Source organism: Mycobacterium sp. (assembly GCF_032159565.1).
In the GTDB taxonomy this organism is placed as follows: domain Bacteria; phylum Actinomycetota; class Actinomycetes; order Mycobacteriales; family Mycobacteriaceae; genus Mycobacterium.
Map to the genome: position 1 here is coordinate 1 of NZ_JAVHWR010000181.1, position 21,942 is coordinate 21,942.

Consider the following 21,942-nt stretch of genomic DNA (forward strand, 5'->3'; position numbering starts at 1 on the left):
CGGGCACGGTCGCGACCATCACCTACCTGGACGTGAACGCCCAGCCGCAGCGGGCCGACGACGCGACGCTGCCGTGGGCCTACGACACCACCACCACCCAACCGGCCGTCTTCGTCAACGTCTCCGCGCAAGGCGACACCGACTCCATCGGCTGCCGAATCAAGATCGACGACGTCGTCAAGGACGAGAGAACGGTCAATACGCTGAACGCCTTCACCTACTGCCTGGACAAGTCCGGATGACCCACCACGTTTCAGAACGCCGGACGTTTACGGACCGCGCCGCGACGTGGATTCGTTGGCTCTGTGTGCCGATCGTGTTGTTCTGGGTGGCCGTCGCCGCGCTGACGAACGTGCTGGTGCCGCAGCTCGAAGCGGTCGGTGAACAACACAACGTGGCGTTGAGCTCCCCCGATTCGCCCTCGCTGCAAGCGTTTCAGCGCATCGGGAAGGTTTTCGGTGAGTTCGACAGCGACAGTGCGGCGATGGTGGTGCTCGAGGGTGACAAGCCTCTCGGCGCCGACGCGCACGCCTACTACGACGAGCTGGTCAAGCGATTCGACCAGGACACCAAGCACGTCCAGCACGTACAGGACTTCTGGGGCGATCCGCTGACGGCCGCGGGCTCGCAGAGCCCGGACGGGAAGGCCGCGTACGTGCAGGTGTTCCTCGCAGGCAACCAGGGCGAGGCGCTGTCACTGCAGTCGGTTGACGCGCTGCGCGACATCATCGCCAAAACGCCCGCACCACAGGGTATTCACGCGTACGTCGCCGGCTCGGCAGCCCAGATCGCCGACCAGTTCGAGGTGGGCAACGAGAGCACCGTGATGGTCACCGCGTTGACCGTCGGGGTGATCGCGATCATGTTGCTCATCGTCTACCGGTCGCCGGTCACCATGATCATCGCGCTGCTCACGGTGCTCATCGAGATGTCGGCGGCGCGTGGCATTGTCTCGTTTTTGGCGAACGCCGGGGTCATCGGCCTGTCGACGTATTCCACCAACATCCTCACGCTGTTGGTCATCGCCGCGGGCACGGACTACATGATCTTCCTGCTCGGCCGCTATCACGAGAGACGCAACGAGGGCGTGGAGCGGGAGGCCGCCTTCTACGACATGTATCGCGGGACGTCGCACGTGATTCTGGGTTCGGGGCTGACCATCGCCGGCGCGGTGTTCTGCCTCTACTTCACCCGCATGCCCTACTTCCAGAGCCTCGGTATTCCGGCGGCGCTCGGAGTTCTCGTCTCGTTGGTCGCCTCGTTGACGCTGGCGCCCGCCGTGCTGGTGATCGCAGGCCGTTTCGGATTGCTGGAGCCCAAGCGCAAGACGGCCAAGCGGGGCTGGCGGCGGATCGGCACGGCGATCGTGCGGTGGCCCGGGCCGATTCTGATCGCAGCGCTGGCGCTCGCCTTCGTCGGGCTGGCGGCGCTGTCCGGCTACAAGGCCAGTTACGACGTCAGCCGGTACATGCCGGCTGATGCCCCGTCCAATGTGGCGTACGCCGCCGCGGAGCGTCACTTCTCGAAGGCACGGTTGAACCCCGAGCTGCTGATGATCGACACCGACCACGATCTGCGTAACCCCACCGACATGATCCTGCTGGAGCGGGTGGCCAAGGCCGTCTTTCACACCGACGGCATCGCGCAGGTGCAGTCGATCACCCGGCCGCTGGGCACGCCGTTGGACCACACGTCGATCCCGTTCCAGATCAGCGCGAACAGCGCGGCCCAGATCAACAACCTGCCCTATCAGCAGGACCGCGCCGCCGACCTTCTCAAGCAGGTCGCCGAGATCAACAAGACCATCGACATCCTGCGGCGGCAGTCGGCGCTGCAGCAGCAGTCCAGCGACATCACGCACGAGCAGAGTGAGGCGTTCAAACAGACCGTCGCCGTGGCACAGGATCTGCGCGACAAGATCGCAAACTTCGACGACTTCTTTCGGCCGCTGCGCAACTACTTCTATTGGGAGCCACACTGTTTCGATATTCCGGTGTGCTTCGCGCTGAGGTCTCTCTTTGATGCGCTCGACGGGATCAACTCGCTGACCGACCAGCTCGCCAATGTCTCGGGGAGCATCGCCAAGCTGGATCAGCTGCAGCCGAAGCTGGTCGCGCTGATCCCGCCGCAGATCGCCACCCAGCAGACCAACCGCGATCTGACGATGACGAACTACGCCACTACGTCAGGGATTTACGACCAGACGGCGGCGGCGCTGGAGAACTCGACCCAGCTGGGCGCCGCGTACGACGCCTCGAAGACCGACGACTCGTTCTACCTCCCGCCGGAGGCGTTCACCAACCCCGAGTTCCTGCGCGGGCTGAAGCTGTTCCTCTCGCCGGACGGCAAGGCCGCACGGATGATCATCACCCACGACGGCGATCCGGCGACGCCCGAGGGCATTTCACACATCGAGGCGATCCGGCACGCGGCCCAGGAAGCGGTCAAGGGCACGCCGTTGGCCGGGTCCAAGATCTACATCGGCGGTACGGCGGCCACCTATAAAGACATTTCGGAGATGGCGCACTACGACCTGATCATCGCAGGCATCGCCTCGATGAGCCTCATCCTGCTGATCATGATGTTCATCACCCGCAGCCTGGTCGCGGCGCTGGTCATCGTGGGCACGGTGGCGTTGTCGCTGGGTGCTTCGGTCGGACTGTCGGTGTTGGTCTGGCAGCACCTCATGGGCATCGACTTGTATTGGGTGATATTGCCTTTGGCGATCATCCTGCTGCTTGCCGTCGGGTCGGACTACAACCTGCTGCTGGTGTCCCGGTTCAAGGAAGAGATCCACGCAGGCATCAACACCGGCATCATCCGGTCCATGGCAGGTAGCGGCTCGGTGGTGACGGCGGCGGGACTCGTGTTCGCCTTCACCATGGCGTCGTTCATCTTCAGCGACCTGCTGGTGCTCGGCCAGATCGGCACGACGATCGCCCTTGGCCTGCTCTTCGACACGCTGATCGTCCGGTCGTTCATGACGCCGTCGATCGCCGCCTTGCTCGGGCGGTGGTTCTGGTGGCCGGTGCGGGTCCGCCAGCGGCCGGTTCCCCAGAAGTTCGGCGACGAGAGCACGCGCCAGTTGTCGCTGTTCTAGGTCGAGTAGGGCCTGCTCGCACCTTCTGCACGGACCGAGCCCCGCCGTCGATCGACACCGGCGGCGGCCAGCGGGGTGGCGACTTCTTCCAGCGACTTGCCTTCGGCGTCGACCGCGAGGAACCAGGCGACCAGGCCGCCGGCGATCATCACGCCCGCACCCAGCAGGTAACCCAGGAACAGCATGAACGGATTGGAGCCGTCGCCGATGAGCGCGCCGTAGATCACCGGGCCGAGGGCACCGAAGCACTGGGCGATGGCGAAGAATACCGCGATGGCCTTCGCCCGGACCTCCAGCGGGAAGATCTCGCTGACGGTGAGATAGGCGGCGCTGGCCCCGGCCGAGGCGAAGAAGAAGATGACGCACCAGGCGATCGTCTGGGTGATCGCGTTGAGGACTCCGGCGTTGAACAGGACCGCGCTGATCGCGAGCAGAACACCCGACAGTAGGTACGTCCCGGCGATCATCTTCCTGCGGCCGATGGTGTCGAAGAGGTGCCCGATGGCCAGCGGGCCGGTGAGGTTCCCGACGGCGAACGCGATGAGGTACAGCGGCGTCGACCCCGAGGCCACTCCGTAGAACTTGCCCAGCACCAAGGTGTAGGTGAAGAAGATCGCGTTGTAGAGGAACGACTGGCTGATCATGAGCGACGCGCCCAGAATGGACCGAGAGGGGTATTCGCGGAACAGCACTCGCGTCAGTGCCAGATAGCCGATCTTCTCGGTCGGCTTCAACTCGATGGCTTTGCTCTCGTCGACCGGCGGCAGCGTGACGCCGGTGGCCTCCACCTCGCGCTCGATGTAGGAGATCGACTCCTCGGCGGCGTCCACGCGGCCGTTCATCACCTGCCAGCGCGGGCTTTCCGGCAGGTGCCGTCGCACGAACAAAATCACCAGACCAAGCACCGGGCCGATGAGGAAGGCCAGTCGCCAGCCCAGGCTGGGGTCGACGACTTTGAGGAATATGAAGGTCCCGAGCGTGCCGAGAATCGCACCGCCCCAATAGGTTCCGTTGACCGCAATGTCGACTCGGCCGCGGAAGCGGGCGGGGATCAGCTCGTCGATCGCCGAGTTGATGGCGGCGTATTCGCCACCGATACCCATGCCGGCGATGAACCGGGTGATGTAGAGGAAGATGACCCAGCCCGCGCCGTTACCAAGTGTCAGTGCGGTCAGCCCGCTGCCGACGAGGTAGACGCCCAGGGTGATCATGAACAGGTTGCGTCGGCCGAGTTTGTCGGACAGCCGCCCGAAGAAAAGGGCGCCGACCACTTCGCCGGCCAGGTACACGGTGGCGATGAGCCCGACCGCCGCCGAGGACAGGCCGAGCGTCTCGGGCTGGCTGAGCGTGTCGGCCACGGCGCTGGCCACGGTGATCTCCAGACCATCGAGGATCCATGCCACGCCGAGCGCGACGACCATGCGGGTGTGGAACGGTGACCACGGCAGCCGGTCGATCCGTGCGGGAATGGTGCTCCGGATGACGCCTTCTGCCTCAGCTGGCGCTGCCATGGTCGCCTCCTTGCGAGCAGGACAATCAACGAGGACGGCTTTCCCGCAGCTCGGTGATCGCAAACCTTTCCACGCGCGCGGGACGACGCGGTTGTCCCGAAGTCACAACAGCAACATCGGTCACAGGCTTGGCCCCGGCTATCTTGCAAGGTGTCAACAATTGATGACGCTTTGCGCCGTCGAATGGCGGCGACAAGCGGCGCCGATGAGTTTCTCAGGAGGCAGCAGTCTTCTTGAGGGCATACCCAACACGAATCGAACCGACGGAACGGAACTTGGCGTGACGCGAACCAACCTCTCGATGTCGATCTCCGCCGACGGCTATGTCGCCGGGCCCGATCAAAGCGAAGAAAACCCGCTCGGGGTGGGCGGACTCGCTCTTCACGGATGGCACATCGGCCCGGCAATGGACCATCCCGTGAACCGGCAGGTGATGTCCGACATGCTGGACGGGATCGGCGCAACCATCATGGGCCGCAACATGTTCGGACCGGTCCGCGGCGAATGGGGCGAGTCGGATTGGCGAGGCTGGTGGGGCGACACCCCGCCATACCACTGCCCCGTGTTCGTCCTGACCCATCACGAACATGACCCCATTGAAATGAACGGTGGGACAACGTTTCACTTCGTCACCGACGGAATCGAATCTGCCTACGCACAGGCGAAGACGGCTGCCGGCGAACGTGACATCTCAATCGCCGGGGGCGCCTCGTGTGCCCGGCAGGCGCTCAAGGCCGGTCTCGTCGACGAGATCGACCTGCAAGTGGCGCCGACGATCCTCGGCTCAGGTGAACGGCTGTTCGACGGCTTCGAGGCCGGCATCCCCGAGCTTCAACTCGCCCGCGTGTTGCACGCCCCCGGGGTGGCCCACCTCCGCTACCACGTAGTGCGGTGAGAAACGTGCGGCCGCAACACAGCGAAAAATCGGCAAATGGGGTACATCCCTGGAATGTCCGCCGAAGATTCGATGCGCCACGACGGTACTGACCTGCCCGACGCCGACGTGGCGGCGCCACCCGATTTCACATTATTGGCCCGCGAGTGGCGCACCGTCGCCGAGTATGTCGCCGCCCGCCGGGCGGCAAGGCAGATGTCGCGTTGGCCTCAAGGCGATGGGCACCCCGTCTTGGTGTTGCCGGGTTTGCTCGCCGGCGCGCCGTCGACGCAGTTCCTGCGTCAGGTGCTGCGCAGGCTCGGCTACCGGGCGTATGACTGGCGGCTCGGCTACAACCTTGGAGTCCGCCCGGCCATGATCAAGCGATTGCCCGCCACGGTGAACGACATTCGGTCGCGCAACGACGACCGCAAGGTCAGTCTCATCGGCTGGAGCGCAGGCGGAATCTTCGCCCGCGAATTGGCGCGGCTCCAGCCAGATGATATTCGGCTGGTGATCACGCTGGGTTCGCCCATCCGGGGAAACCAGCAGGCCACCCACGCCTGGCGAATGTGGCGACTGCTGAACCGGAATTCGCGGGCGCGCGACGTCGTATCGGATGCGGCCCGCATCGCGCGGGAGGAACCCCTTCAGGTTCCGACCACCTGCATCTACAGCAAGTCCGACGGCATAGTGGCGTGGCAGTGCTGCCTCAGCCGACCCGCCGCCGAGACAGAGAACGTGGAAGTCCGCAGCAGCCATCTTGGTTACGGCCACAACGTGAAGGCACTGCGGGTGATCGCTGACCGTCTGGCTCAACCGGAAGGACAATGGCGGCCCTACCAACCGTCGCGTCCAAACTAGTGAACGACCGCCTCCTCCTGCAGCGCCAGGTCCGCCTCCCGTAGGAGTATGGCCTCCGCCTCCTGATACAGCCGCCATGCTTCCTCGGGACTGTCGCCGACGGCGGTCATACCGATGCGGCCGCACTCGGTCAGGCAACTGATCATGTGGAATACCACTCCGGTGCGACGCGACTGATCGAAGTGCACGCCGTTCTGCACCACCACATCGAAGAGGTCCTCCACGGTCAGCACTTTGAGCCGGTCGTCTTCGAGGTGGTCCGTTGCGACGAGGTACTTGGCGTTGCCCTCGGGAGTCACGAAGACGCCGCGTTCGCCGTCATAGCTGCCACCGCACAAGAACTGCAGGGTCTCTCAATAGCAACATCGGCCACAACTTCGGAGCGGTACGTCTAATGCAGCCCGTCATCAATTGATGACGATTTGCGCACGAGGGCTACAGGATCAAAGAGAAATGCTGCCTGTCGCTCGGTCGGCGCGCATGACACGCCTGTGCTGCATCGACGGCCACAACGCCGCAAGGCAAGCCCACGTTATACCGATAGCCAGCCACATCAATGCCTGGTTCATCAACGAATACAGCCGAAATTCCGCAAGCACCTCGGCCGGGAAGCCGTCGAACACCAGTCCGTCAGGTCCGGAGAGTGAACCGGGAACCTCGTGGAAGCTCGGCAGCAGCGCCATCGCGCCCAGCACCACCGCGATGTAGCCGCTGGTCGCCAGTGCACCGGCCCGCCAAACGCCCCGTCGGTGCGACCAGGCGAGCCCGGCTGCCACTGCGGCGACTGAGCTCACTATCGAGATTGCGGTAATGAGAAGGAAAGTCGTGCTACGGCCTTGCACCGTGTCTTCCAAACCGACACCGGGTGGGTTCGCCGGAAACTTCAGGCTCGGCATCAGTGCAATAGCCACGAACATTCCCCCTGCAAGCAACAGCGCGAGACCGGTGGGATCTGGCCGACGGCCCCGTCGCCCCACCACCGCGCGAATCGCCGCATACGCGACCGCGAACAGGACACCCATGACGATGCCGAATACGACCACGCCGACTACAGCGCCGAAGTTCTCTTGGACGGACCTGGTGAAGAGCTCGTGACCGTGTTCATGATCACCGCCGACGAGTTGGGACTCGGCGTGCTCGCGAGCAGTCTCGTAGTCCACCGCGGCGCCGATCAACGGCTCGATCATCACTCGGCTGAAGATGGCGGACACTATGCCGGCTACCGCGCCGGGAACGAGATATCGGACAACAGAGGGTATTTCGGTGCTCAGTGGCATGGGAATCCCAGGAGGTGTCGGCCGTCGTGCAAGAACTCGTGGATGTGGGTGTCCGAGCCGAACACCGACACTGCGCCTTGGTCGAAGCCGACGAAGTAGTACGCGACCAAGGCCAGCATCGTGATCGCGGTCAGCCGGGCCGGGGTGGCGAGAGACGCGGCAGCCGCCCGCAGGTTCACGCGCGGGATGGCGAGGGCGGGGTTGGCATTGCTCATGTGGAAATCCTCACGGTGTGATGTCGGGCTAGTGGTCGTGGTCGTGTGCAACCGCGTGGTCACCGGCATCGGTGAGCACCGGGGCGGTCAACAGTTCGTGACGGTCGACGAGCTTCTCGAGCGCCGCGACCCAATGGTCGTAGTACTCCCACTGTCCCCGTTCGGCTTCGGGCATGCTCTCCCACTCGCCGATCGTCGCGATCAGGGTTTCCTGGAATTCGCTCCAGGGATAGTGGCGGAACTCAGAGAGCGCGAGCGCCAGCCCGAAGGCTCTGCGCTGCCATTCCTGGTCGAACTGCGGCGCCGCCTGGTCGGTGGTGCAGGTCTCGTGCAGTTTCATGACACCGGCCCGGCCTGCGCCACACCGATCATCGCCTCGGTGGTCACCAGGTCCATCAACATCTCGTCGGTGAAATCGTCGGTGCCGGTGGGCCTTTGGGGGATGACGAACCAGCGTGAGTGACCGCTGGAATCCCATACCTTGATCTCGGTGTCGGCCGGCAGATCGAGGCCGACTTCGGCGAGCACCTTGCGCGGTTCGCGGGCGGCGCGCGAACGGAAGGTCGGGTCCTTGTACCAGTAGGGCGGCAGTCCGAGCACCGGCCACGGGAAGCAGGAGCACAGGGTGCAGATCACCAGGTTGTGCACTCCGGGGTTGTTGGCCACGGCCTGCAGGTGCTCGCCTTCGGCGCCGGCCATGCCGTCGGGCAGGTCGAGTTCGGCGATGGCCGCGGGGGTGTCGACGACGACCTTCTCGGCGAATTCCGGATCGGTCCAAGCCTTCACCACGATTTTCTTGCCGTTGAGCGGCGTCATCTCGGTCTCGAAATACGCGAGCACCTTGTCCACGGTCTGGGGTGTGATGACGCCCTTCTCGATGAGCAGAGACTCCAGCGCGGCCGCCTTCTTGGCGCTGGCCTCCTCGCGGTCGGGAGGGTAGGCGAACTGGCCGGTCATGACTTCTCCTCCATGGGTTCCAAATAGGCTTCGAAAAGCTCGGCATACAGCGACAGCGGTCCATCCTCGGCGCGCGGGCCCCAGATCTCTGCCGGCTCGAATTCGACGATGTAGATCGGCATGGGGTCCCCGATGCCGTCGCCGGTGTGGCAGAAGTACGCGTAGTCACCTTCGAAAACGCGTTCCACCGTGCCAATGCGCCCGCGCAGGTAACCCGGCAACCGGCTGTGTGCGTCGGCAGGCACGTTGGTGATGCGGACCGTGGAGCCGACGGCGAACTTGGGGTGTGCGACATCGCGCCGGGGGCTGTCACCCGAACGCAGATAGGCGATCACCTGATCATCGATCGTCTCTGCGCCCGCGGTATCTGCTGCCGGCGAGAGGTCGGCCATTCGGTCGGCGAGTTCCTCTTCGGTCACGTAGCCCTTGTCGACGAAGAACTGGGTGATCCCGCCCAACCACTTCTCGTAGTAGCGGAACTTGAAGTAGTCGAACGGGTTCATCGCCTCGGCGCCGGTGCGCAGGTCGGCCCACGTCCACTCGTCTTCGAAGGCCGTCGGCACCTCGTCGATGGGGTAGGCAGGCAGCGCCGACCCGAGGTGGTTCGACAAGCCCATCATCGCGACGTGGATGCCGAAGATGCGTTTCTCCCACTCCTCGACGAAGACGCGCTCTTCAAGGGTCAACGGCTCGGGAAGGCCCTCGAGGCCGCCGAGATAGTGCTGCAGTTTCATCAGGCAGGGCTTCCTTCGGTTGACGGGCTCTCCGCGCCGGCGGCGGGTTGGTCGGCTGATTTCTTCGTCATTGCGGTGGCGACGTATTCGGAGAGCAGTCCGAACGACGCCCCGAGCACACAGGCGACCGCGGCGACCAGCCCCGGGTGGGAGATGGTCGTGACAGTGATGTCGCTACCGGTTCCAGCGACCGTCGACACGGTGGAGGCGAAGCCGACGACGACAGCCGGGGTGGTGGCCAGCAGCGGCACCCACGACGCCTGCACCATCAGCGCGCTGCCGACGCCCACGGCGATGGCGGTGACCAGCAGGCTGCCGCCCATCAGGTAGGCGGCATACAGGCTCGCCGAGGCGATCACCACGCCGACGATGTTCGACGTCACCGAACGGATCCAGCCGGCGACACCGCCACCGACGAAGAAGAACGACGCCCACGACAGGAACACCACCCAGATGGGCACCGTGATGACTTCGGCGGTCAGCGCGACCGCCAGCCCGCCGAGGACGCCGATGCTCAGCGTCAAGGCTGTCCGAGAATCCATGGCCTCACCTTCCCCGAAGATCGGAGTTTGCCTTCGCTTCGGCGCCGGAGCGAAGTACGATGAAATCAGAGTCGCGTCAGCAGGTTTCGGCCGCGTTACACCTGGATTTCTCCGACCGTCAGGACCGGACACGAATCGCGCAGTTCCGGACGTCGCTTTCTGGTCCGGGGCCGCTCGCGCTGCCGTCGTCACAGATGCGCGCTAACTTGGCTCTCTCATCAGATGGGGTCACGAAAGGGCAGCGCAGGTGTCCGACGAGAAGAGACCGCATCGGCCGGTCAAGGCGGCGGTGCGCCGATCCGCAAGCGCCAAAGGACCGAAGACCCCGAAGATCGTCGTCTTCGCGTTGTACAACAAGGTGACGTTGCAGGACGTGGCCGCGCCGCTGGAAATCTTCGCCCGTGCCAATGACTTTGGGGCGCAATACCAGGTGATCTTGGCCTCGCCGACGGGTGAGGCAGTCAATACGACGTCGTTCGTCGCGCTCAAGGTCGACATGCCGCTTGCGGAGGTACCGGACAGGATCGACACGTTGATCGTGCCGGGCGGAGTACCGCCCGACTTCAATTTCACTCCCGGCGAGCATGACATCCCCGAAGAGCAGACACCGGACGTCGTCTCGGCCGCGCTGGAGATGGTGGGCGAACTGGCGCCGCGGGCGCGCAGAGTGGCCTCGGTATGCACCGGCGCATTCGTGCTCGCCGCACTCGGATTGCTCGACGGCCGTCGCGCAACGACGCATTGGGCCCATTGCCAGGAATTAGCGCGTACCTATCCCGATGTCGAGGTCGACCCCGATTCGTTGTTCGTGCAGGACGGACGGTTCATCACCGGTGCGGGGATCAGTGCCGGCATCGACCTGGGCCTCGCGATGGTGGAAAGCGACTACGGGCCGGACGTGGCGCGGCGGGTAGCACGGTGGATGGTGGTGTTTTTGCAGCGGCCAGGCGGTCAGGCGCAGTTCAGTGTGTGGACGGAGTCAGCACTGCCGGTGTCGAAGGGGCTGCGCGAGATTTTGGACTCGGTGGTCGCGGACCCCGCGGCCGACCACTCGATCGCGACGATGGCGGATCGAGCCGCGGTGAGCGAGCGGCATCTGGTGCGCATGTTCCGGGTGCAGGTCGGGATGACGCCGGCCCGGTTCGTCGAGCAGGCGCGGCTGGAGGCAGCGAAGGTCCTGCTTGCGACAGGAGACCACGGTCAGGAAGCCGTTGCGCGACGAGCGGGCTTCGGGTCGGCAGACACCATGCGACGCACCTTCCGTCGCGCCCTCGGCGTCTCCCCCAGCATGTACCGCAGTCGATTCCGAACGACGGGCATTCATCAAAGCGTGTAGGGCAGTTCGAAAGGGGTCCTTAGCGTAACTTCGCCCGACGAAGACGACATGCAAAGCCCGGACCAAAGCGATTGATCCATTGTCAACAAACCTACGGTCCGGATACGCTCCGAGCGTCTCGACCGCTCTGCCGAGAGGACGCTGTGACCGAGCTGGCGCAAGCGCTTGTCGGGGGAATTCTCATCGGTGGTCTCTACGTGGCCATCAGCATCGGCTTCTCGTTGTCCTTCGGAGTTCTCGACGTCGTCGACCTCGCGGTCGGGATGTGGGTGGTCCTCGGCGCATTCGCCGCGGTCGTGGCCAGCGAAAAGCTGAGGGTGGACGCGTTCTTACTGCTCCCGGCCGTCTTCGTCGTCTTCGGGGTCGTCGGCTGGCTCATCGCGCCGCTGATCTACCGGGTCCGGACGAGCAAGTACGCACTGCCGGCGCTGATGGGGCTGGCATTCACCTTCGGGCTCGCCACCCTGATCCGCGGCGGCCTGCTCACGCTGTTCGGCTACACGCCTCGCACGGTGCACACTGCCTTCTTCTCCGGCAACGTCGCGCTGCTCGGCATCACCGCACCCGCGATCCGGGTGGCCGGTTTCGCCTTCGCAGTCGTGGCCACCGGCCTGTTCCTCGCGTTCCTGTTCTACACGCGCACGGGCCTCGCGATCCGGGCCACTGCGCAGAGCAAGGAGAACGCGGGGTTGATGGGCGTCGACGTGAAGCGGATCAGCAGCCTGGTGTACGCCATCTACACCGGCCTCACCGCGATGGCCGGCGCCATGCTCGGCGCCATCTACGCCATGACCCCGGAGGTCGGCCTGCGCTACACCCTGTTCGCATTCTTCGTCGTGGTGCTCGCCGGGCTCGGCTCGGTGGTCGGCGTACTGGCCGCCGGATTGTTCCTCGGCGTGCTGCAGTCGTTGGTCACGACATATGTGGGCGCGGACTACACACTAATGGTGGTCTTCGCGGTGCTGTTCGTGGCGCTGCTGTTGTTCCCGCAAGGCATCTCGCGCCGGGGCCTGGCATGACCAGACCGGCCTCGGGGGGCAACCCGTACCTGAACCTCGGCGTGCTAGCTGCCGTCGTCGCGGCGATGTGTCTGCTGCCGATGATGACGTCGCCGTACTACATCCGCGTAGCCACCGGTGTCGCGATGTGGGCGGGAATCGCGCTGTCCTGGAACGTGATCTGCGGCTACGCCGGCTACATCAGCTTCGGTCATGTGGCGTTTTTCGGCATCGGTGCCTACACCACCGCGATCCTGATGCAGCCCGACGTCGACTGGAACTTCTGGGCGACCCTTCCCGTCGCGGCCGTCATCGCGGGCGCCGTCGCGGCGCTGGTCGGCTGGCCGGCATTACGCCTGAAGGGCGCGTACTTCGCGATAGCGACCTGGGCGCTGGCCGAGGCCGTCCGCGAATTCGCAACGGTCGTCCACTTCACCGGGGGTTCCGGCGGACTCAAAACGCCGATCCGCCTCGACGACAACTTCTTCTTCTACACGATGCTCGGTGCCGCGGCGATCGCCTACGCCCTGTGCTACCTCCTGCTGGAGCGATCGCGATTCGGTTTCCGCGTCAAGGCGGTGCGCGACAACGAAGCTGCCGCCCGCGCACAAGGCATCAACACCACGCTGGTCAAAATCGAGGCGTTCATGCTGAGCGCGATGATCCCGGCCGTGCTGGGCGGCATCAACGCCTACTGGATCACGTTCATCAACCCCGACAGCGTGCTGAACACCATCATCACCGACCAGCTCGTCGTGATGGTGCTCGTCGGCGGGCTCGGCCACGCGTGGGGCCCGGCGCTCGGTGCGGCGGCGATGTTCCTGACGCAGGAGCAGCTCCGGGTCAGCTACGGCGAGACGACCGCCTACATCATCGTCGTCGGCGTGCTGGTGATGGCGGTCGTGCTGTTCCTGCCCGACGGGCTGGTCAGCCTCGGCCGGCGGGCGCGACGAATGCGGTTGGTGCGTCAGCTTCTTGGACGCGCCCGCGACGACGTCGCGCCGAACCAGAAGGAAGCCGAGACAGAGGAGGCCGCGCGGTGACGGTGCTTGCGGTCGACGACCTGTTCCGCTCCTTCGGCGGCATCCGCGCGGTCGACGGTGTCACGTTCGATGTCGAGCAGGCCGAGATCGTGGGCATCATCGGGCCGAACGGCAGCGGGAAATCCACGCTGTTCAACCTGCTCACCGGCGCGCTGAAACCAGACAAGGGCACCATCTCGTTGTTCGGCAAGAACGTCACCAGGCTCGCCCCCTACAAGATCGCCCGCACGGGCCTCAGCCGGACCTTCCAGATACCGGCTCTTTTCGTGAATATGACTGTGCGGGAGAATCTTTGGACCGCGGCGGTGCAGTTCGACTGGGACAACGCGACGGCGGCGGCGGACGCCGTGCTGGAGCGGCTGGAGCTCGGCCGCGTCGCCGACGACCTCGCGAACACCTTGTCCGGCGGACAGCAGCGACTGCTGGAGATGGGGCGGGTGCTGATGCAGAACCCGAAGATCGCCCTGCTGGACGAGGTCGCCGCCGGTGTCCATCCGCGGCTGCGCCAGATCATGCTGGACGCCATCCGTACCCTGCGTGACGACGGCACGACGTTCCTGGTGATCGAGCACGACATGGAACTCGCGCAGGACATCTGCGACCGCATCATCGTGATGGACGCCGGAAAAATCGTGGCGCAAGGCAGTTTCGAGGAGATCTCCCACGATCCCCACGTGATGGAGGCGTATCTGGGGGTGTCGGCGGAGTGAGTGAACCCCAGGGCAGCGGCACACGGGACGGCGTGATCACCGTCGACAGCGTGGACGCGGGATACGGCAGCGTGCAGATCCTGCACCAGGTGTCGATGACCGCCCGCACCGGCGAGATCACCTGCGTCTTCGGGCCGAACGGCTGCGGGAAGAGCACCTTGCTGAAGGCGATGGCCGGAGTCATCGACCCGTGGACGGGCACGATCACGCTCGACGACGCCGATCTCACCCACCTGCCGTCTCATCGCACGCTTGGTCACGGGCTCGCGATGATGCCGCAGGGCGGCGGCGTGTTTCCCCAGCTCTCGGTGCGCGACAACCTGCGCATCGGCGGCTACACGCTGCGCTCCCGGAGCCAGCTCGACGGGCGGATCGAGGAGCTGCTGCAGGAGTTCCCGCGACTGCGCGAGCGCTACGCTGTGCAGGCCGGCCAGCTCTCCGGCGGTGAGCAGATGATCCTGTCGATCGCCCGCGCGCTTGTCCTGCGCCCACGTTTCCTGCTGTTCGACGAGCCGTCGGCAGGCCTGTCCCCCAAGCTGGTCGGCGACGTCCTGGTCCGCGCCACCGAGCTGGCCCAGCGGGGCGTGGGCGTAATCATGATCGAGCAGAACATCCGCGAGGCGTTGCGGGTGGCCGACCGCATGTATGTCCTTGTGGCGGGGCGCAATCGGTTCGAAGGCACACCCGCGGACGTCGAAGACGACCGCGAGCTCATCCATCTGTATCTAGGGGGTCGCTGAACGATGCGCCGCTTCGGCCCGCTGCCCGCATGGGCAACTCGAGAGGAGAAATGATGTCCAACTACATCAACCGTCGACGCTTCATCACCAGGGCCGGCCTCGTGGTGGGCGGCGCGGTTGCCGGCCCGAGCCTGCTGGCCGCGTGCGGCGGCGACACGGGCGGTGGCGGAGCATCGGACAAGTTCAAGGTCGGCGCCGTGCTCGAACTGTCCGGCGAATCCGCGACGGGCGGCCAGATCGCCCAGCGTGGATACCAGCTGTGGGCCGACACGGTGAACAAGGCAGGCGGGCTGTCCATCGGCGACAAGAAGTACCAAGTCGATCTCGTCGTGCAGGACTGCAAAAGCGATCCCGCCACCGGCGCCGACGCGACGTCCCGGCTCGTCACCGAGGAGGGCGTGAACGCCATCTTCGGTGCGTACACCAGCGGCGTGCAGATCGCGATGGACCCGATATGCGCCAAGTACAAGGTACCGTGCATCGCCGGCTCGGCGGAGTCCCCCAACATCTGGAAGAGCAAGCCCGAGTTCACCTTTGGCGTCATCCCCGCCGTCGATACCACGGCGGCCCGCTCGATCCAGGCGATCGTCGACAACGCGAATCCCAAACCTGTGACCGCGGCGGTCGTCGGCGCCAACGAGCCGTTCTCCGACAACACCGCCCAGGGCTTCCGCACGGGGGTACAGGACGCGAAGCTCCAACTCGTGCACTACGGGCTGTTCCCGCCGAACGCCGACCTGGCGCCGGTGGCCGGCGCGGTCGCGGCTCAGAGGCCCGACATTGTGGCGGTCGGCGGCCACGACATTTTGCTTGTCGACTTCGTGAAGGCGATGGCCGCGTCGGGTTACACGCCGAAGGCGATCATCGAGCACTACGGGATCACCGATGCCTCCTTCGCGAAGGCGCTCGGCCGTCAAGCCGACGGCGTTTTGGGGATCTCGGTTTGGCTGCCGACCGCGACTTTCCGCGACGACCTGTTCGGCTCGGCAGGCGACTACGCGAAGACGTTCGAACAGCAGCACGGCTCCCCACCGGATTACACTGCCGCTGGATGCAGCGCCGCCGGGCAGGTGCTGCAGGCCGCGGTCGAGAAGCTCGGTGAGCCGCCGTCGCTGTCCGAGGAGGCCCGGGGCAAGCTGAACGATCTGATCGCCGGCACCGACCTGACAACCTTCTACGGACCGATCAAGTTCGCATCGGACGGCGACCATTTCCACAACAACACCGCGCTCAACCCGATGCTGGTCCAGATCCAGGGCGGGCAGGTCAAGGCGATCGCGCCGCCGGACTCGGCACAGGCGAAGATGATCTATCCGCTTCCGCCGCTGGGCTGAGCGCAGTCAGCGGCGTGCGCCAGCCGCATTCTTCGGGGCGTGCTTGATTCGCTTTGGTCCGCTGCCACCCGACACCGTTTTCTCGATCGAATCCGGCGGGACGTCAGGTCATGTCGTATCGCCCGTAAGCTGCACGCCGATCAGCAACTGATCCTCGTCGCCGAGCGTGGATGCGTGCTGACGTAGCTCTTCCGTCCCACGATTGACACCTAGCGTGGGTATCACATGTGCTGCACACTGCCTGGCGAACGAAGCCCCTGTTCAGGCGGCTGCGACCGCCGTGACCGCAAAGCGACGGGACAGCTCCGCGGGACGGCCTCCTTGATCGTTACCAAAAACGCCGTGCTTCGTTACCACGAAACATCGGCCAACTCACGCATGCGTCGGCGGAATTGCTGCACCATTTCCTTATGAGCCGTGCGACGGGGGAGGTCGCGCCAGGCTGACCAGGTTGGGCACAACTGGCATGGGGAGGAACACATGCGCCAGCCAACGTCCGCACTTGCGGTTGCAGTCATCTGCGTTTCGATCGCCGGGTGCGCCAGCACGATAGGCAACGCCGAGTTGCCCACCACCACCCGGTCGATGATTCCGCGCCCTCTTGTCGAGCGCGAGCTGGTAGGGCTGCTGCTCAACCCTGAACAGGTGAACTTCGCTATGGGGACGGCCGGGATGGCGGTCACAAATCAGCAGACCTCGATGTCTGACAACAGCGCGACTATGGCGCCTCCGGAGTGCCTGGCCATCGACGGCGCCGCCGAGGCACCCGTCTATGCCGACAGCGGTTACTGGGCCGAGCGCGATCAGAGCCTCAACAACGGCGACAAGTTCACGCACTATCTCAAGCAGGCGCTGGTGTTGTTCCCCACCATCGAAAAAGCCAGCGCGTTCTTCGACGCCTCCGCCGAGCGGTGGCCGGCATGCCGCGGGTACACCCACACGCAGAGCAAGACGCAGTGGTCCGTCGGACAGATCTCCAACGCTGACGGCGCACTGAGTGTCACCGCGACCGAAAAGGACGCCGCCGCCCCCGGCTGGGGCTGCGGACGCGCGCTTACGCACAGAAACAACATCATTATCGACGTCAACACGTGCAGCGCTGACCCCGCTGATTCGGCGGTCAAGATTGCCGAACAGCTCGCCGCCAATGTAACTGCGCGGTGGTGAGGCTTCGTCGACACGCTGATCGTGCGGTCGTTGTTTTAGCGCGCCATTCTTGCGAGGCAGCGCGGTGCGCAAGACTGACTGTCGATGACTTCAGCGGCACCGGCGCAGGCGGGCTCGACGTGGGCCCCGCTGCGGTCGCCGGTGTTCCGGGCGCTGTGGATCGCGCAGTTCGTCTCCAACCTGGGCACCTGGATGCAGACGGTGGGTGCGCAGTGGATGCTCGTCGGCGATCCGCGCGCCGCGGTGCTGGTGCCGCTGGTTCAGACCGCGACGACGCTGCCGGTGGTGCTGCTTGCGTTGCCGTCGGGGGTCCTCGCTGATCTGGTCGACCGACGCCGTCTTCTCATCGCGACCCAGGCGGCGATGGCCGCGGCGGTGGCACTGCTGGCGTCGCTGACGGGCGCCGGACTGACCACCCCGACGGTGCTGCTGTTGCTGCTGTTCCTCATCGGTTGCGGGCAGGCGCTCACCGCACCGGCATGGCAGGCAATCCAACCGGATCTCGTTTCGCCTGAACAGATCCCGGCTGCAGCAGCACTGGGCAGCATGAGCTTGAACGGCGCGCGGGCGATCGGGCCCGCGATCGCCGGTGCCCTGGTATCGCTGGCGGGGCCGACGGTGGTCTTCGCCGTCAACGCGGTGTCGTTCGTGGGCATCGTGATCGTGCTCGTCGTCTGGCGGAAACCGGCGATCGAGCACACGTTCCCGGCGGAGCGGGCGCTGGCGGCGCTGAGCGCCGGCGGTCGGTACATCCGCCGCTCCCCCATCGTGCGGCGCATCCTGCTGCGCACCGCGTTGTTCATCGCGCCCGCGAGCGCACTGTGGGGCCTGCTGCCGGTGATCGCGAAGGATCAACTGGGACTGTCATCGTCCGGCTACGGACTGCTGCTGGGGGCGCTGGGGGTCGGCGCGGTACTCGGTGCGCTGGTGCTGTCCCGGCTGCGGTCGCGCTTCGGCCAGAACGCGCTGCTCACCGTCGGGGCCATGGGCTTCGCCGCGTCGACGGTGGTGCTGGCACTCGTGCCGAACTTCGCGACGGTGCTCGTCGGATTGGTGTTCGGTGGCGCGGCGTGGCTGTTGAGCCTGTCGACTCTCAACGCGTCGATGCAGCTGAGCCTGCCGGGGTGGGTCCGCGCCCGCGGATTGTCGGTGTACCAGCTGATCTTCATGGGCGGCCAAGCGCTGGGTTCGCTGGTGTGGGGTGTGCTCGCAGGCGCGACGTCGAGCGTCGTCAGCCTGCTGGTCAGTGCGGGACTACTGGCGATATGCGCCTTGTCGACGCTGTGGTGGCCGCTGCACGCCCGCACCGGCAACCTGGACCTGACGCCGTCGTCGCACTGGCCGGAACCGACGCTGGTGTTCGAACCCGAACCTCTCGACGGCCCGGTGCTGGTGATGACGACCTATCACGTCGAGCCGAAGGACGAGGCGGCGTTCCTGACGGCCATCGCCGCGATGGGCCGCTCCCGGCAACGCACCGGCGCGGCGCGGTGGCGGCTCTACCGCAGCGTCGAGCGTGAACACACCTTCGTGGAGACTTTCATCGTGCGATCGTGGGGTGAGCATCTGCACCAGCACTACACGAGGCTCACCGGTAACGACCTGTTGATCGAGCAGGCGGTCGAACAGTTTCTCGACCACGAGCCGGTGTCACACCATCTGATCGCCGTGCACGACGTGGGCTGACGGTCACCGCGAACTCGTGAATGGGATCTCGCGTTTCAGCGTTAGGTTTGACGGATGGAGGACGACGTCGGCGCGCGTGACTGTGACGACGTGAAGGAAGGCCTGCTGATGGAGGGATTACAGGACTGGATATATCTCTCCTGGATCCATGCAGGATTTGAGTTCGACCACTACACCCCCAAACACTCGGTCGCCGAAGCGCAGAAGTTGACGCTGAGGATGATCCGCGAACTCGTCGACGAGGGCCTGTTCATTCTTGGTGAGCCAGACAAGAAGGCAGCGTCCGGATTCCAACCGTGGGACCTGCCCCTCGACGAAGCGATGACCATGATCGAGCACAAGTACGTGACAAATTTCGACGATCGGTGGAACTGGGTGACGTGCGCTTGGTTGGAGCTCACCGAAAAGGGAAAGGCGTTGGCGCTAGAGCTGTATCACGCCGATGATCCATAGGCGGACTAAGCCTTCGTCGGCTCCGCACCAAGTTCTGCCACGAGCGCATCCCTCGAAATCTGCGTATCCGGTACCTCTCTCACAGAGGTAGTTTCATGAGGTGCGCGACGAGACGGGAACTTCCGAACATGATGACGTGAAGGAACGCCTGCTGATCGAGGGACTACAGGACTGGATTCATCTGTCGGAGATACACCAGGCCTTTGCATTCGAAAATCACGCGCCCAAACGCCCAGTCGCTGAGGCGCAAAAACTGACGTTGAACATGATCCGAGAGCTCGTCAACGAGGGCCTGTTCGTTCTGGGTGAGCCAGACAACAAGAGGCCATCAGGATTCGAAACGTGGAACATGTCTCTGGACGAGGCGATGGCCGAGATCGAGGATGCATACGTAACCAACTTCGAAGATCGTTGGGGTTGGGTGACGTGCGTGTGGCTGGCACACACTGACGAAGGTAAGGCGCTGGCGTTACAGCTGTATCACGCCGACGATCCATGATCGGCTTTGATGCCAACAGCCGCAACAGTCAGCGGGCGATCTGGCCGCTTGGCGTGGCTACCGTCCCCAGCAGGCCGCCGACGATCACGATGCCGCCGACGATGACACTGCCGACCGCCTCACCCGTGTCGACGAATGCCTCGCCCATTTCGGACAGCCCCGGACCGTCGTCCGGGGCGGGCGCTGACGCCTGCGGTGTGTCTGGCAAGGCAACGCCGGGCATGATCGTCGGTGGCTGGGCCGGGCTGTGAAGGCCTGGCGCCGAGGCATTTTGCAGCCACGGCGGCAATCCGTTCGGCTCGAAAATCCCTGCCGGTGGCAACGTGGTCGGCGGGTGTGTCAGCTGCGGCGGCATTACTTGCACCAACGGGATGCTAGCGGCCGGAGGGAGTTGCGGAGGGCCGCTGACGAGGGGCGGAAAATACGGCTCGTACGGAGTGTGTCCCTTCGAGTAGGCGTCTGGATACCAGACGTCAATGGTGTCGCCCCACCTACCGCTCCCGCGATAACCGATTCTCGTGCCATCGGGGAGCACCCGCACCGGACCCCTGTAGTCGGGCGGGGGTGCACCGTCGTTGGCATTGCGTGTGAGGTAATCCCACAGCCGCTTCATCGAGGACTCGTCCCATATCTCTTTGACGTCCGGCTCGGTCCCCACGCCGTTTGGCCCCCTCCTGCCGCCGTTTTGCAGAGGCTCGAGAACTCTTCTCACATCATCAGCGCCGTTGATGGGTGGCATGGGTCCAGGTGTCGGATCCGGCGGGGGCGGCTGAGGCGGCGCCTCTTTCAGGACGCGGTTATCGATGGCGTGAATTGCTCCGTCGCGACCCGAGTCCGCCTCATCGGCGTCTGTGAACGTGAGGGTGCCGATACCGTCGGCGGCTACCGCGATCCGTGTAGCGACCTGTTGGTCGAGTTCGAGCAATTCCTTGATGCGGTAGTGCAATTGCCACCCGAGCTCACGCATTTCCGCTTCAGCGGCCGCAATCTCCCGGGCACTCGCCCGATAAGTCGTGAACGAAAAGTCGTCACCCACAGTGAAACCACTTGCTTCAGCCGCTTCGACAGCAGCGAGAACTCGCTGCTGCGCTGACTGGATTTGTCCTGCAGCCGTGCGGGCGACGGAAGATGCGGTGTACAGCTGGTCTGCCACAGCGCTTACGCGTCGCCGATCTGCGTAGGCGCGGTCCTGCGCAGCGCGAGCGGCCGCCCCCTCCCATGGCGTTCCGCCCGGCATGTGAGTTGCCTGCTCCAGCGTTAAGAACGCGTCTTCCCAGCGACTGGCCGTGGCGGACCAATGACGCGCGGCGCTCGTCAAATGCTCGGTGTCCCACTCGCGAAGCTGCGATAGCGTCAGACTCACGTCGGTAGAGAGTGTATGCAAGCCACATCCCAAGTCTAAAAGCGTCAAACCAGCCGGCTCCGCACCAAATTCTGCCCCGCCGTATTGCTTGTGAATCCGCGTATCCGGCGTGGCTTTCACGGAGGTAGCTTCATGGGGTGGGAGACGAAATGGGCACGTCCGAACACGATGATGTAAATGAAGATCTGCTGATCGAGGGACTACGGGACTGGATTCGCCTCGGCGAACCGCACGCCACCTTTCTGTTCGACAACCACACTCCCAAACGCCGCGCGGCCGAGGCGCAGCAACTGACATTGAGCATGATCCGTGAACTCGTCAGCGAAGGCCTGTTCGTGCTGGGCGTGCCAGACAAGAAGGCTCCATCCGGATTCAAGCCTTGGGGCCTGCCGCTCGATGAGGCAATGGCCAAAATCGAGGAGAGATACGTGGCCAACTTCGACGACCGCTGGGGCTGGACCGCCTGCGCGTGGCTACACCTCACCGAAAAGGGGCGGGCTCTGGCGCTGCAGCTGTATCACGCCGAGGACCGTTAGCTA

The 21,942-nt window shown here is 64.8% G+C and carries 24 protein-coding genes; 15 read left to right on the top strand and 9 right to left on the bottom strand.

All coding sequences use genetic code 11. The features are described from left to right. Positions 1–242, top strand: a 242-nt coding sequence (locus QOC76_RS24170) for an MmpS family transport accessory protein (RefSeq protein ID WP_526361184.1), incomplete at its 5' end; no start/stop codon positions are given. Beyond that, entirely contained in the window at positions 239–3,100 is a 2,862-nt protein-coding gene (locus QOC76_RS24175; protein ID WP_526361186.1) for an MMPL/RND family transporter, read from the top strand. The genes QOC76_RS24170 and QOC76_RS24175, both read left to right, overlap by 4 nt. On the opposite strand, the gene QOC76_RS24180 is transcribed toward QOC76_RS24175, so the two are convergent. Continuing rightward, positions 3,097–4,611 carry an MFS transporter gene (locus QOC76_RS24180; RefSeq protein ID WP_526361188.1) on the bottom strand — a complete coding sequence of 505 codons (1,515 nt, stop codon included), beginning with the start codon at positions 4,609–4,611 and terminating at the stop codon, positions 3,097–3,099. The two genes, QOC76_RS24175 and QOC76_RS24180, sit on opposite strands and share 4 nt — an antisense overlap. Before the next feature lie 280 nt (positions 4,612–4,891). On the opposite strand from QOC76_RS24180, the gene QOC76_RS24185 reads away from it, so the two are divergent. Next, positions 4,892–5,506, top strand: a complete 615-nt coding sequence (locus QOC76_RS24185) for a dihydrofolate reductase family protein (protein ID WP_526361190.1) — start codon at positions 4,892–4,894, stop codon at positions 5,504–5,506. Positions 5,507–5,560: 54 nt separating this feature from the next. After that, on the top strand, positions 5,561–6,349 hold the full coding sequence (locus tag QOC76_RS24190) for an esterase/lipase family protein (RefSeq protein ID WP_526361192.1): 789 nt from the start codon (positions 5,561–5,563) through the stop codon (positions 6,347–6,349). On the opposite strand, the gene QOC76_RS24195 is transcribed toward QOC76_RS24190, so the two are convergent. From QOC76_RS24195 to QOC76_RS24225, 7 genes are all read right to left on the bottom strand, one after another. After that, positions 6,346–6,687 (bottom strand): peptide ligase PGM1-related protein, encoded by a 342-nt coding sequence (locus tag QOC76_RS24195; RefSeq protein WP_526361194.1) that lies wholly within the window; start codon positions 6,685–6,687, stop codon positions 6,346–6,348. The two genes, QOC76_RS24190 and QOC76_RS24195, sit on opposite strands and share 4 nt — an antisense overlap. 105 nt (positions 6,688–6,792) lie before the next feature. Beyond that, the gene (locus tag QOC76_RS24200; RefSeq protein ID WP_526361196.1) at positions 6,793–7,560 is read right to left on the bottom strand and encodes a CbtA family protein; all 768 of its coding nucleotides are present in this window, start codon (positions 7,558–7,560) and stop codon (positions 6,793–6,795) included. Positions 7,561–7,616: 56 nt separating this feature from the next. Continuing rightward, the gene (locus tag QOC76_RS24205) at positions 7,617–7,841 is read right to left on the bottom strand and encodes a CbtB domain-containing protein (RefSeq protein ID WP_526361198.1); all 225 of its coding nucleotides are present in this window, start codon (positions 7,839–7,841) and stop codon (positions 7,617–7,619) included. A gap of 28 nt (positions 7,842–7,869) precedes the next feature. Next, on the bottom strand, positions 7,870–8,181 hold the full coding sequence (locus QOC76_RS24210) for a nitrile hydratase accessory protein (RefSeq protein WP_526361200.1): 312 nt from the start codon (positions 8,179–8,181) through the stop codon (positions 7,870–7,872). Then, complete coding sequence (nthA, locus tag QOC76_RS24215; protein WP_526361202.1) at positions 8,178–8,798, bottom strand: nitrile hydratase subunit alpha; 621 nt, start codon at positions 8,796–8,798, stop codon at positions 8,178–8,180. The genes QOC76_RS24210 and nthA overlap by 4 nt, the downstream gene beginning before the upstream one ends. Continuing rightward, positions 8,795–9,532: a nitrile hydratase subunit beta gene (gene nthB / locus QOC76_RS24220; protein WP_526361204.1), complete on the bottom strand. Its 738-nt coding sequence runs from the start codon at positions 9,530–9,532 to the stop codon at positions 8,795–8,797. Before nthB ends, nthA begins: the two co-directional genes overlap by 4 nt. Further along, positions 9,532–10,074: a DUF1097 family protein gene (locus tag QOC76_RS24225; RefSeq protein WP_526361206.1), complete on the bottom strand. Its 543-nt coding sequence runs from the start codon at positions 10,072–10,074 to the stop codon at positions 9,532–9,534. Before QOC76_RS24225 ends, nthB begins: the two co-directional genes overlap by 1 nt. Before the next feature lie 289 nt (positions 10,075–10,363). Between QOC76_RS24225 and QOC76_RS24230 the strand changes: the two genes are divergently transcribed. The 10 genes from QOC76_RS24230 (at position 10,364) to QOC76_RS24275 (ending at position 20,040) form a co-directional block, all read left to right on the top strand. Continuing rightward, positions 10,364–11,410, top strand: coding sequence for a GlxA family transcriptional regulator (locus tag QOC76_RS24230; protein WP_526361230.1), 1,047 nt, complete (start codon positions 10,364–10,366; stop codon positions 11,408–11,410). Between the two features lie 143 nt (positions 11,411–11,553). After that, entirely contained in the window at positions 11,554–12,429 is an 876-nt protein-coding gene (locus QOC76_RS24235) for a branched-chain amino acid ABC transporter permease (RefSeq protein WP_526361208.1), read from the top strand. Then, positions 12,426–13,451, top strand: coding sequence for a branched-chain amino acid ABC transporter permease (locus QOC76_RS24240; RefSeq protein ID WP_526361210.1), 1,026 nt, complete (start codon positions 12,426–12,428; stop codon positions 13,449–13,451). The genes QOC76_RS24235 and QOC76_RS24240 overlap by 4 nt, the downstream gene beginning before the upstream one ends. Further along, positions 13,448–14,161: an ABC transporter ATP-binding protein gene (locus QOC76_RS24245; RefSeq protein ID WP_526361212.1), complete on the top strand. Its 714-nt coding sequence runs from the start codon at positions 13,448–13,450 to the stop codon at positions 14,159–14,161. Before QOC76_RS24240 ends, QOC76_RS24245 begins: the two co-directional genes overlap by 4 nt. Then, positions 14,158–14,901, top strand: coding sequence for an ABC transporter ATP-binding protein (locus tag QOC76_RS24250; RefSeq protein WP_526361214.1), 744 nt, complete (start codon positions 14,158–14,160; stop codon positions 14,899–14,901). Before QOC76_RS24245 ends, QOC76_RS24250 begins: the two co-directional genes overlap by 4 nt. Positions 14,902–14,954: 53 nt before the next feature. Then, the gene (locus QOC76_RS24255) at positions 14,955–16,235 is read left to right on the top strand and encodes an amino acid ABC transporter substrate-binding protein (RefSeq protein ID WP_526361216.1); all 1,281 of its coding nucleotides are present in this window, start codon (positions 14,955–14,957) and stop codon (positions 16,233–16,235) included. Positions 16,236–16,715: 480 nt separating this feature from the next. Then, the gene (locus QOC76_RS24260; protein ID WP_526361218.1) at positions 16,716–17,402 is read left to right on the top strand and encodes a sensor domain-containing protein; all 687 of its coding nucleotides are present in this window, start codon (positions 16,716–16,718) and stop codon (positions 17,400–17,402) included. Positions 17,403–17,486: 84 nt separating this feature from the next. Continuing rightward, positions 17,487–19,088 carry an MFS transporter gene (locus QOC76_RS24265; protein WP_526361220.1) on the top strand — a complete coding sequence of 534 codons (1,602 nt, stop codon included), beginning with the start codon at positions 17,487–17,489 and terminating at the stop codon, positions 19,086–19,088. Between the two features lie 54 nt (positions 19,089–19,142). Then, on the top strand, positions 19,143–19,541 hold the full coding sequence (locus QOC76_RS24270; protein WP_526361222.1) for a hypothetical protein: 399 nt from the start codon (positions 19,143–19,145) through the stop codon (positions 19,539–19,541). A gap of 100 nt (positions 19,542–19,641) precedes the next feature. Then, positions 19,642–20,040, top strand: coding sequence for a hypothetical protein (locus tag QOC76_RS24275; protein ID WP_526361224.1), 399 nt, complete (start codon positions 19,642–19,644; stop codon positions 20,038–20,040). Between the two features lie 28 nt (positions 20,041–20,068). Here the strand turns inward: QOC76_RS24275 and QOC76_RS24280 are convergent, their stop codons facing one another. Continuing rightward, positions 20,069–21,523 (bottom strand): hypothetical protein, encoded by a 1,455-nt coding sequence (locus QOC76_RS24280; protein ID WP_526361226.1) that lies wholly within the window; start codon positions 21,521–21,523, stop codon positions 20,069–20,071. A gap of 29 nt (positions 21,524–21,552) precedes the next feature. Here QOC76_RS24280 and QOC76_RS24285 point away from each other — a divergent pair, with 29 nt between their 5' ends. Next, complete coding sequence (locus tag QOC76_RS24285) at positions 21,553–21,939, top strand: hypothetical protein (RefSeq protein WP_526361228.1); 387 nt, start codon at positions 21,553–21,555, stop codon at positions 21,937–21,939. The last annotated feature ends 3 nt before the right edge of the window (positions 21,940–21,942 follow it).

What these genes read in the sequence shown, in the direction of transcription:
- nthA (WP_526361202.1), bottom strand. Translation starts at nt 8,798, where the DNA reads ATGACCGGCCAGTTCGCCTACCCTCCCGACCGCGAGGAGGCCAGCGCC.
- QOC76_RS24240 (WP_526361210.1), top strand. Translation starts at nt 12,426, where the DNA reads ATGACCAGACCGGCCTCGGGGGGCAACCCGTACCTGAACCTCGGCGTG.
- QOC76_RS24255 (WP_526361216.1), top strand. Translation starts at nt 14,955, where the DNA reads ATGTCCAACTACATCAACCGTCGACGCTTCATCACCAGGGCCGGCCTC.
- QOC76_RS24265 (WP_526361220.1), top strand. Translation starts at nt 17,487, where the DNA reads ATGACTTCAGCGGCACCGGCGCAGGCGGGCTCGACGTGGGCCCCGCTG.
- QOC76_RS24175 (WP_526361186.1), top strand. Translation starts at nt 239, where the DNA reads ATGACCCACCACGTTTCAGAACGCCGGACGTTTACGGACCGCGCCGCG.
- QOC76_RS24260 (WP_526361218.1), top strand. Translation starts at nt 16,716, where the DNA reads ATGCGCCAGCCAACGTCCGCACTTGCGGTTGCAGTCATCTGCGTTTCG.
- nthB (WP_526361204.1), bottom strand. Translation starts at nt 9,532, where the DNA reads ATGAAACTGCAGCACTATCTCGGCGGCCTCGAGGGCCTTCCCGAGCCG.
- QOC76_RS24225 (WP_526361206.1), bottom strand. Translation starts at nt 10,074, where the DNA reads ATGGATTCTCGGACAGCCTTGACGCTGAGCATCGGCGTCCTCGGCGGG.
- QOC76_RS24285 (WP_526361228.1), top strand. Translation starts at nt 21,553, where the DNA reads ATGGGCACGTCCGAACACGATGATGTAAATGAAGATCTGCTGATCGAG.
- QOC76_RS24205 (WP_526361198.1), bottom strand. Translation starts at nt 7,841, where the DNA reads ATGAGCAATGCCAACCCCGCCCTCGCCATCCCGCGCGTGAACCTGCGG.
- QOC76_RS24270 (WP_526361222.1), top strand. Translation starts at nt 19,143, where the DNA reads ATGGAGGACGACGTCGGCGCGCGTGACTGTGACGACGTGAAGGAAGGC.
- QOC76_RS24210 (WP_526361200.1), bottom strand. Translation starts at nt 8,181, where the DNA reads ATGAAACTGCACGAGACCTGCACCACCGACCAGGCGGCGCCGCAGTTC.
- QOC76_RS24180 (WP_526361188.1), bottom strand. Translation starts at nt 4,611, where the DNA reads ATGGCAGCGCCAGCTGAGGCAGAAGGCGTCATCCGGAGCACCATTCCC.
- QOC76_RS24190 (WP_526361192.1), top strand. Translation starts at nt 5,561, where the DNA reads ATGTCCGCCGAAGATTCGATGCGCCACGACGGTACTGACCTGCCCGAC.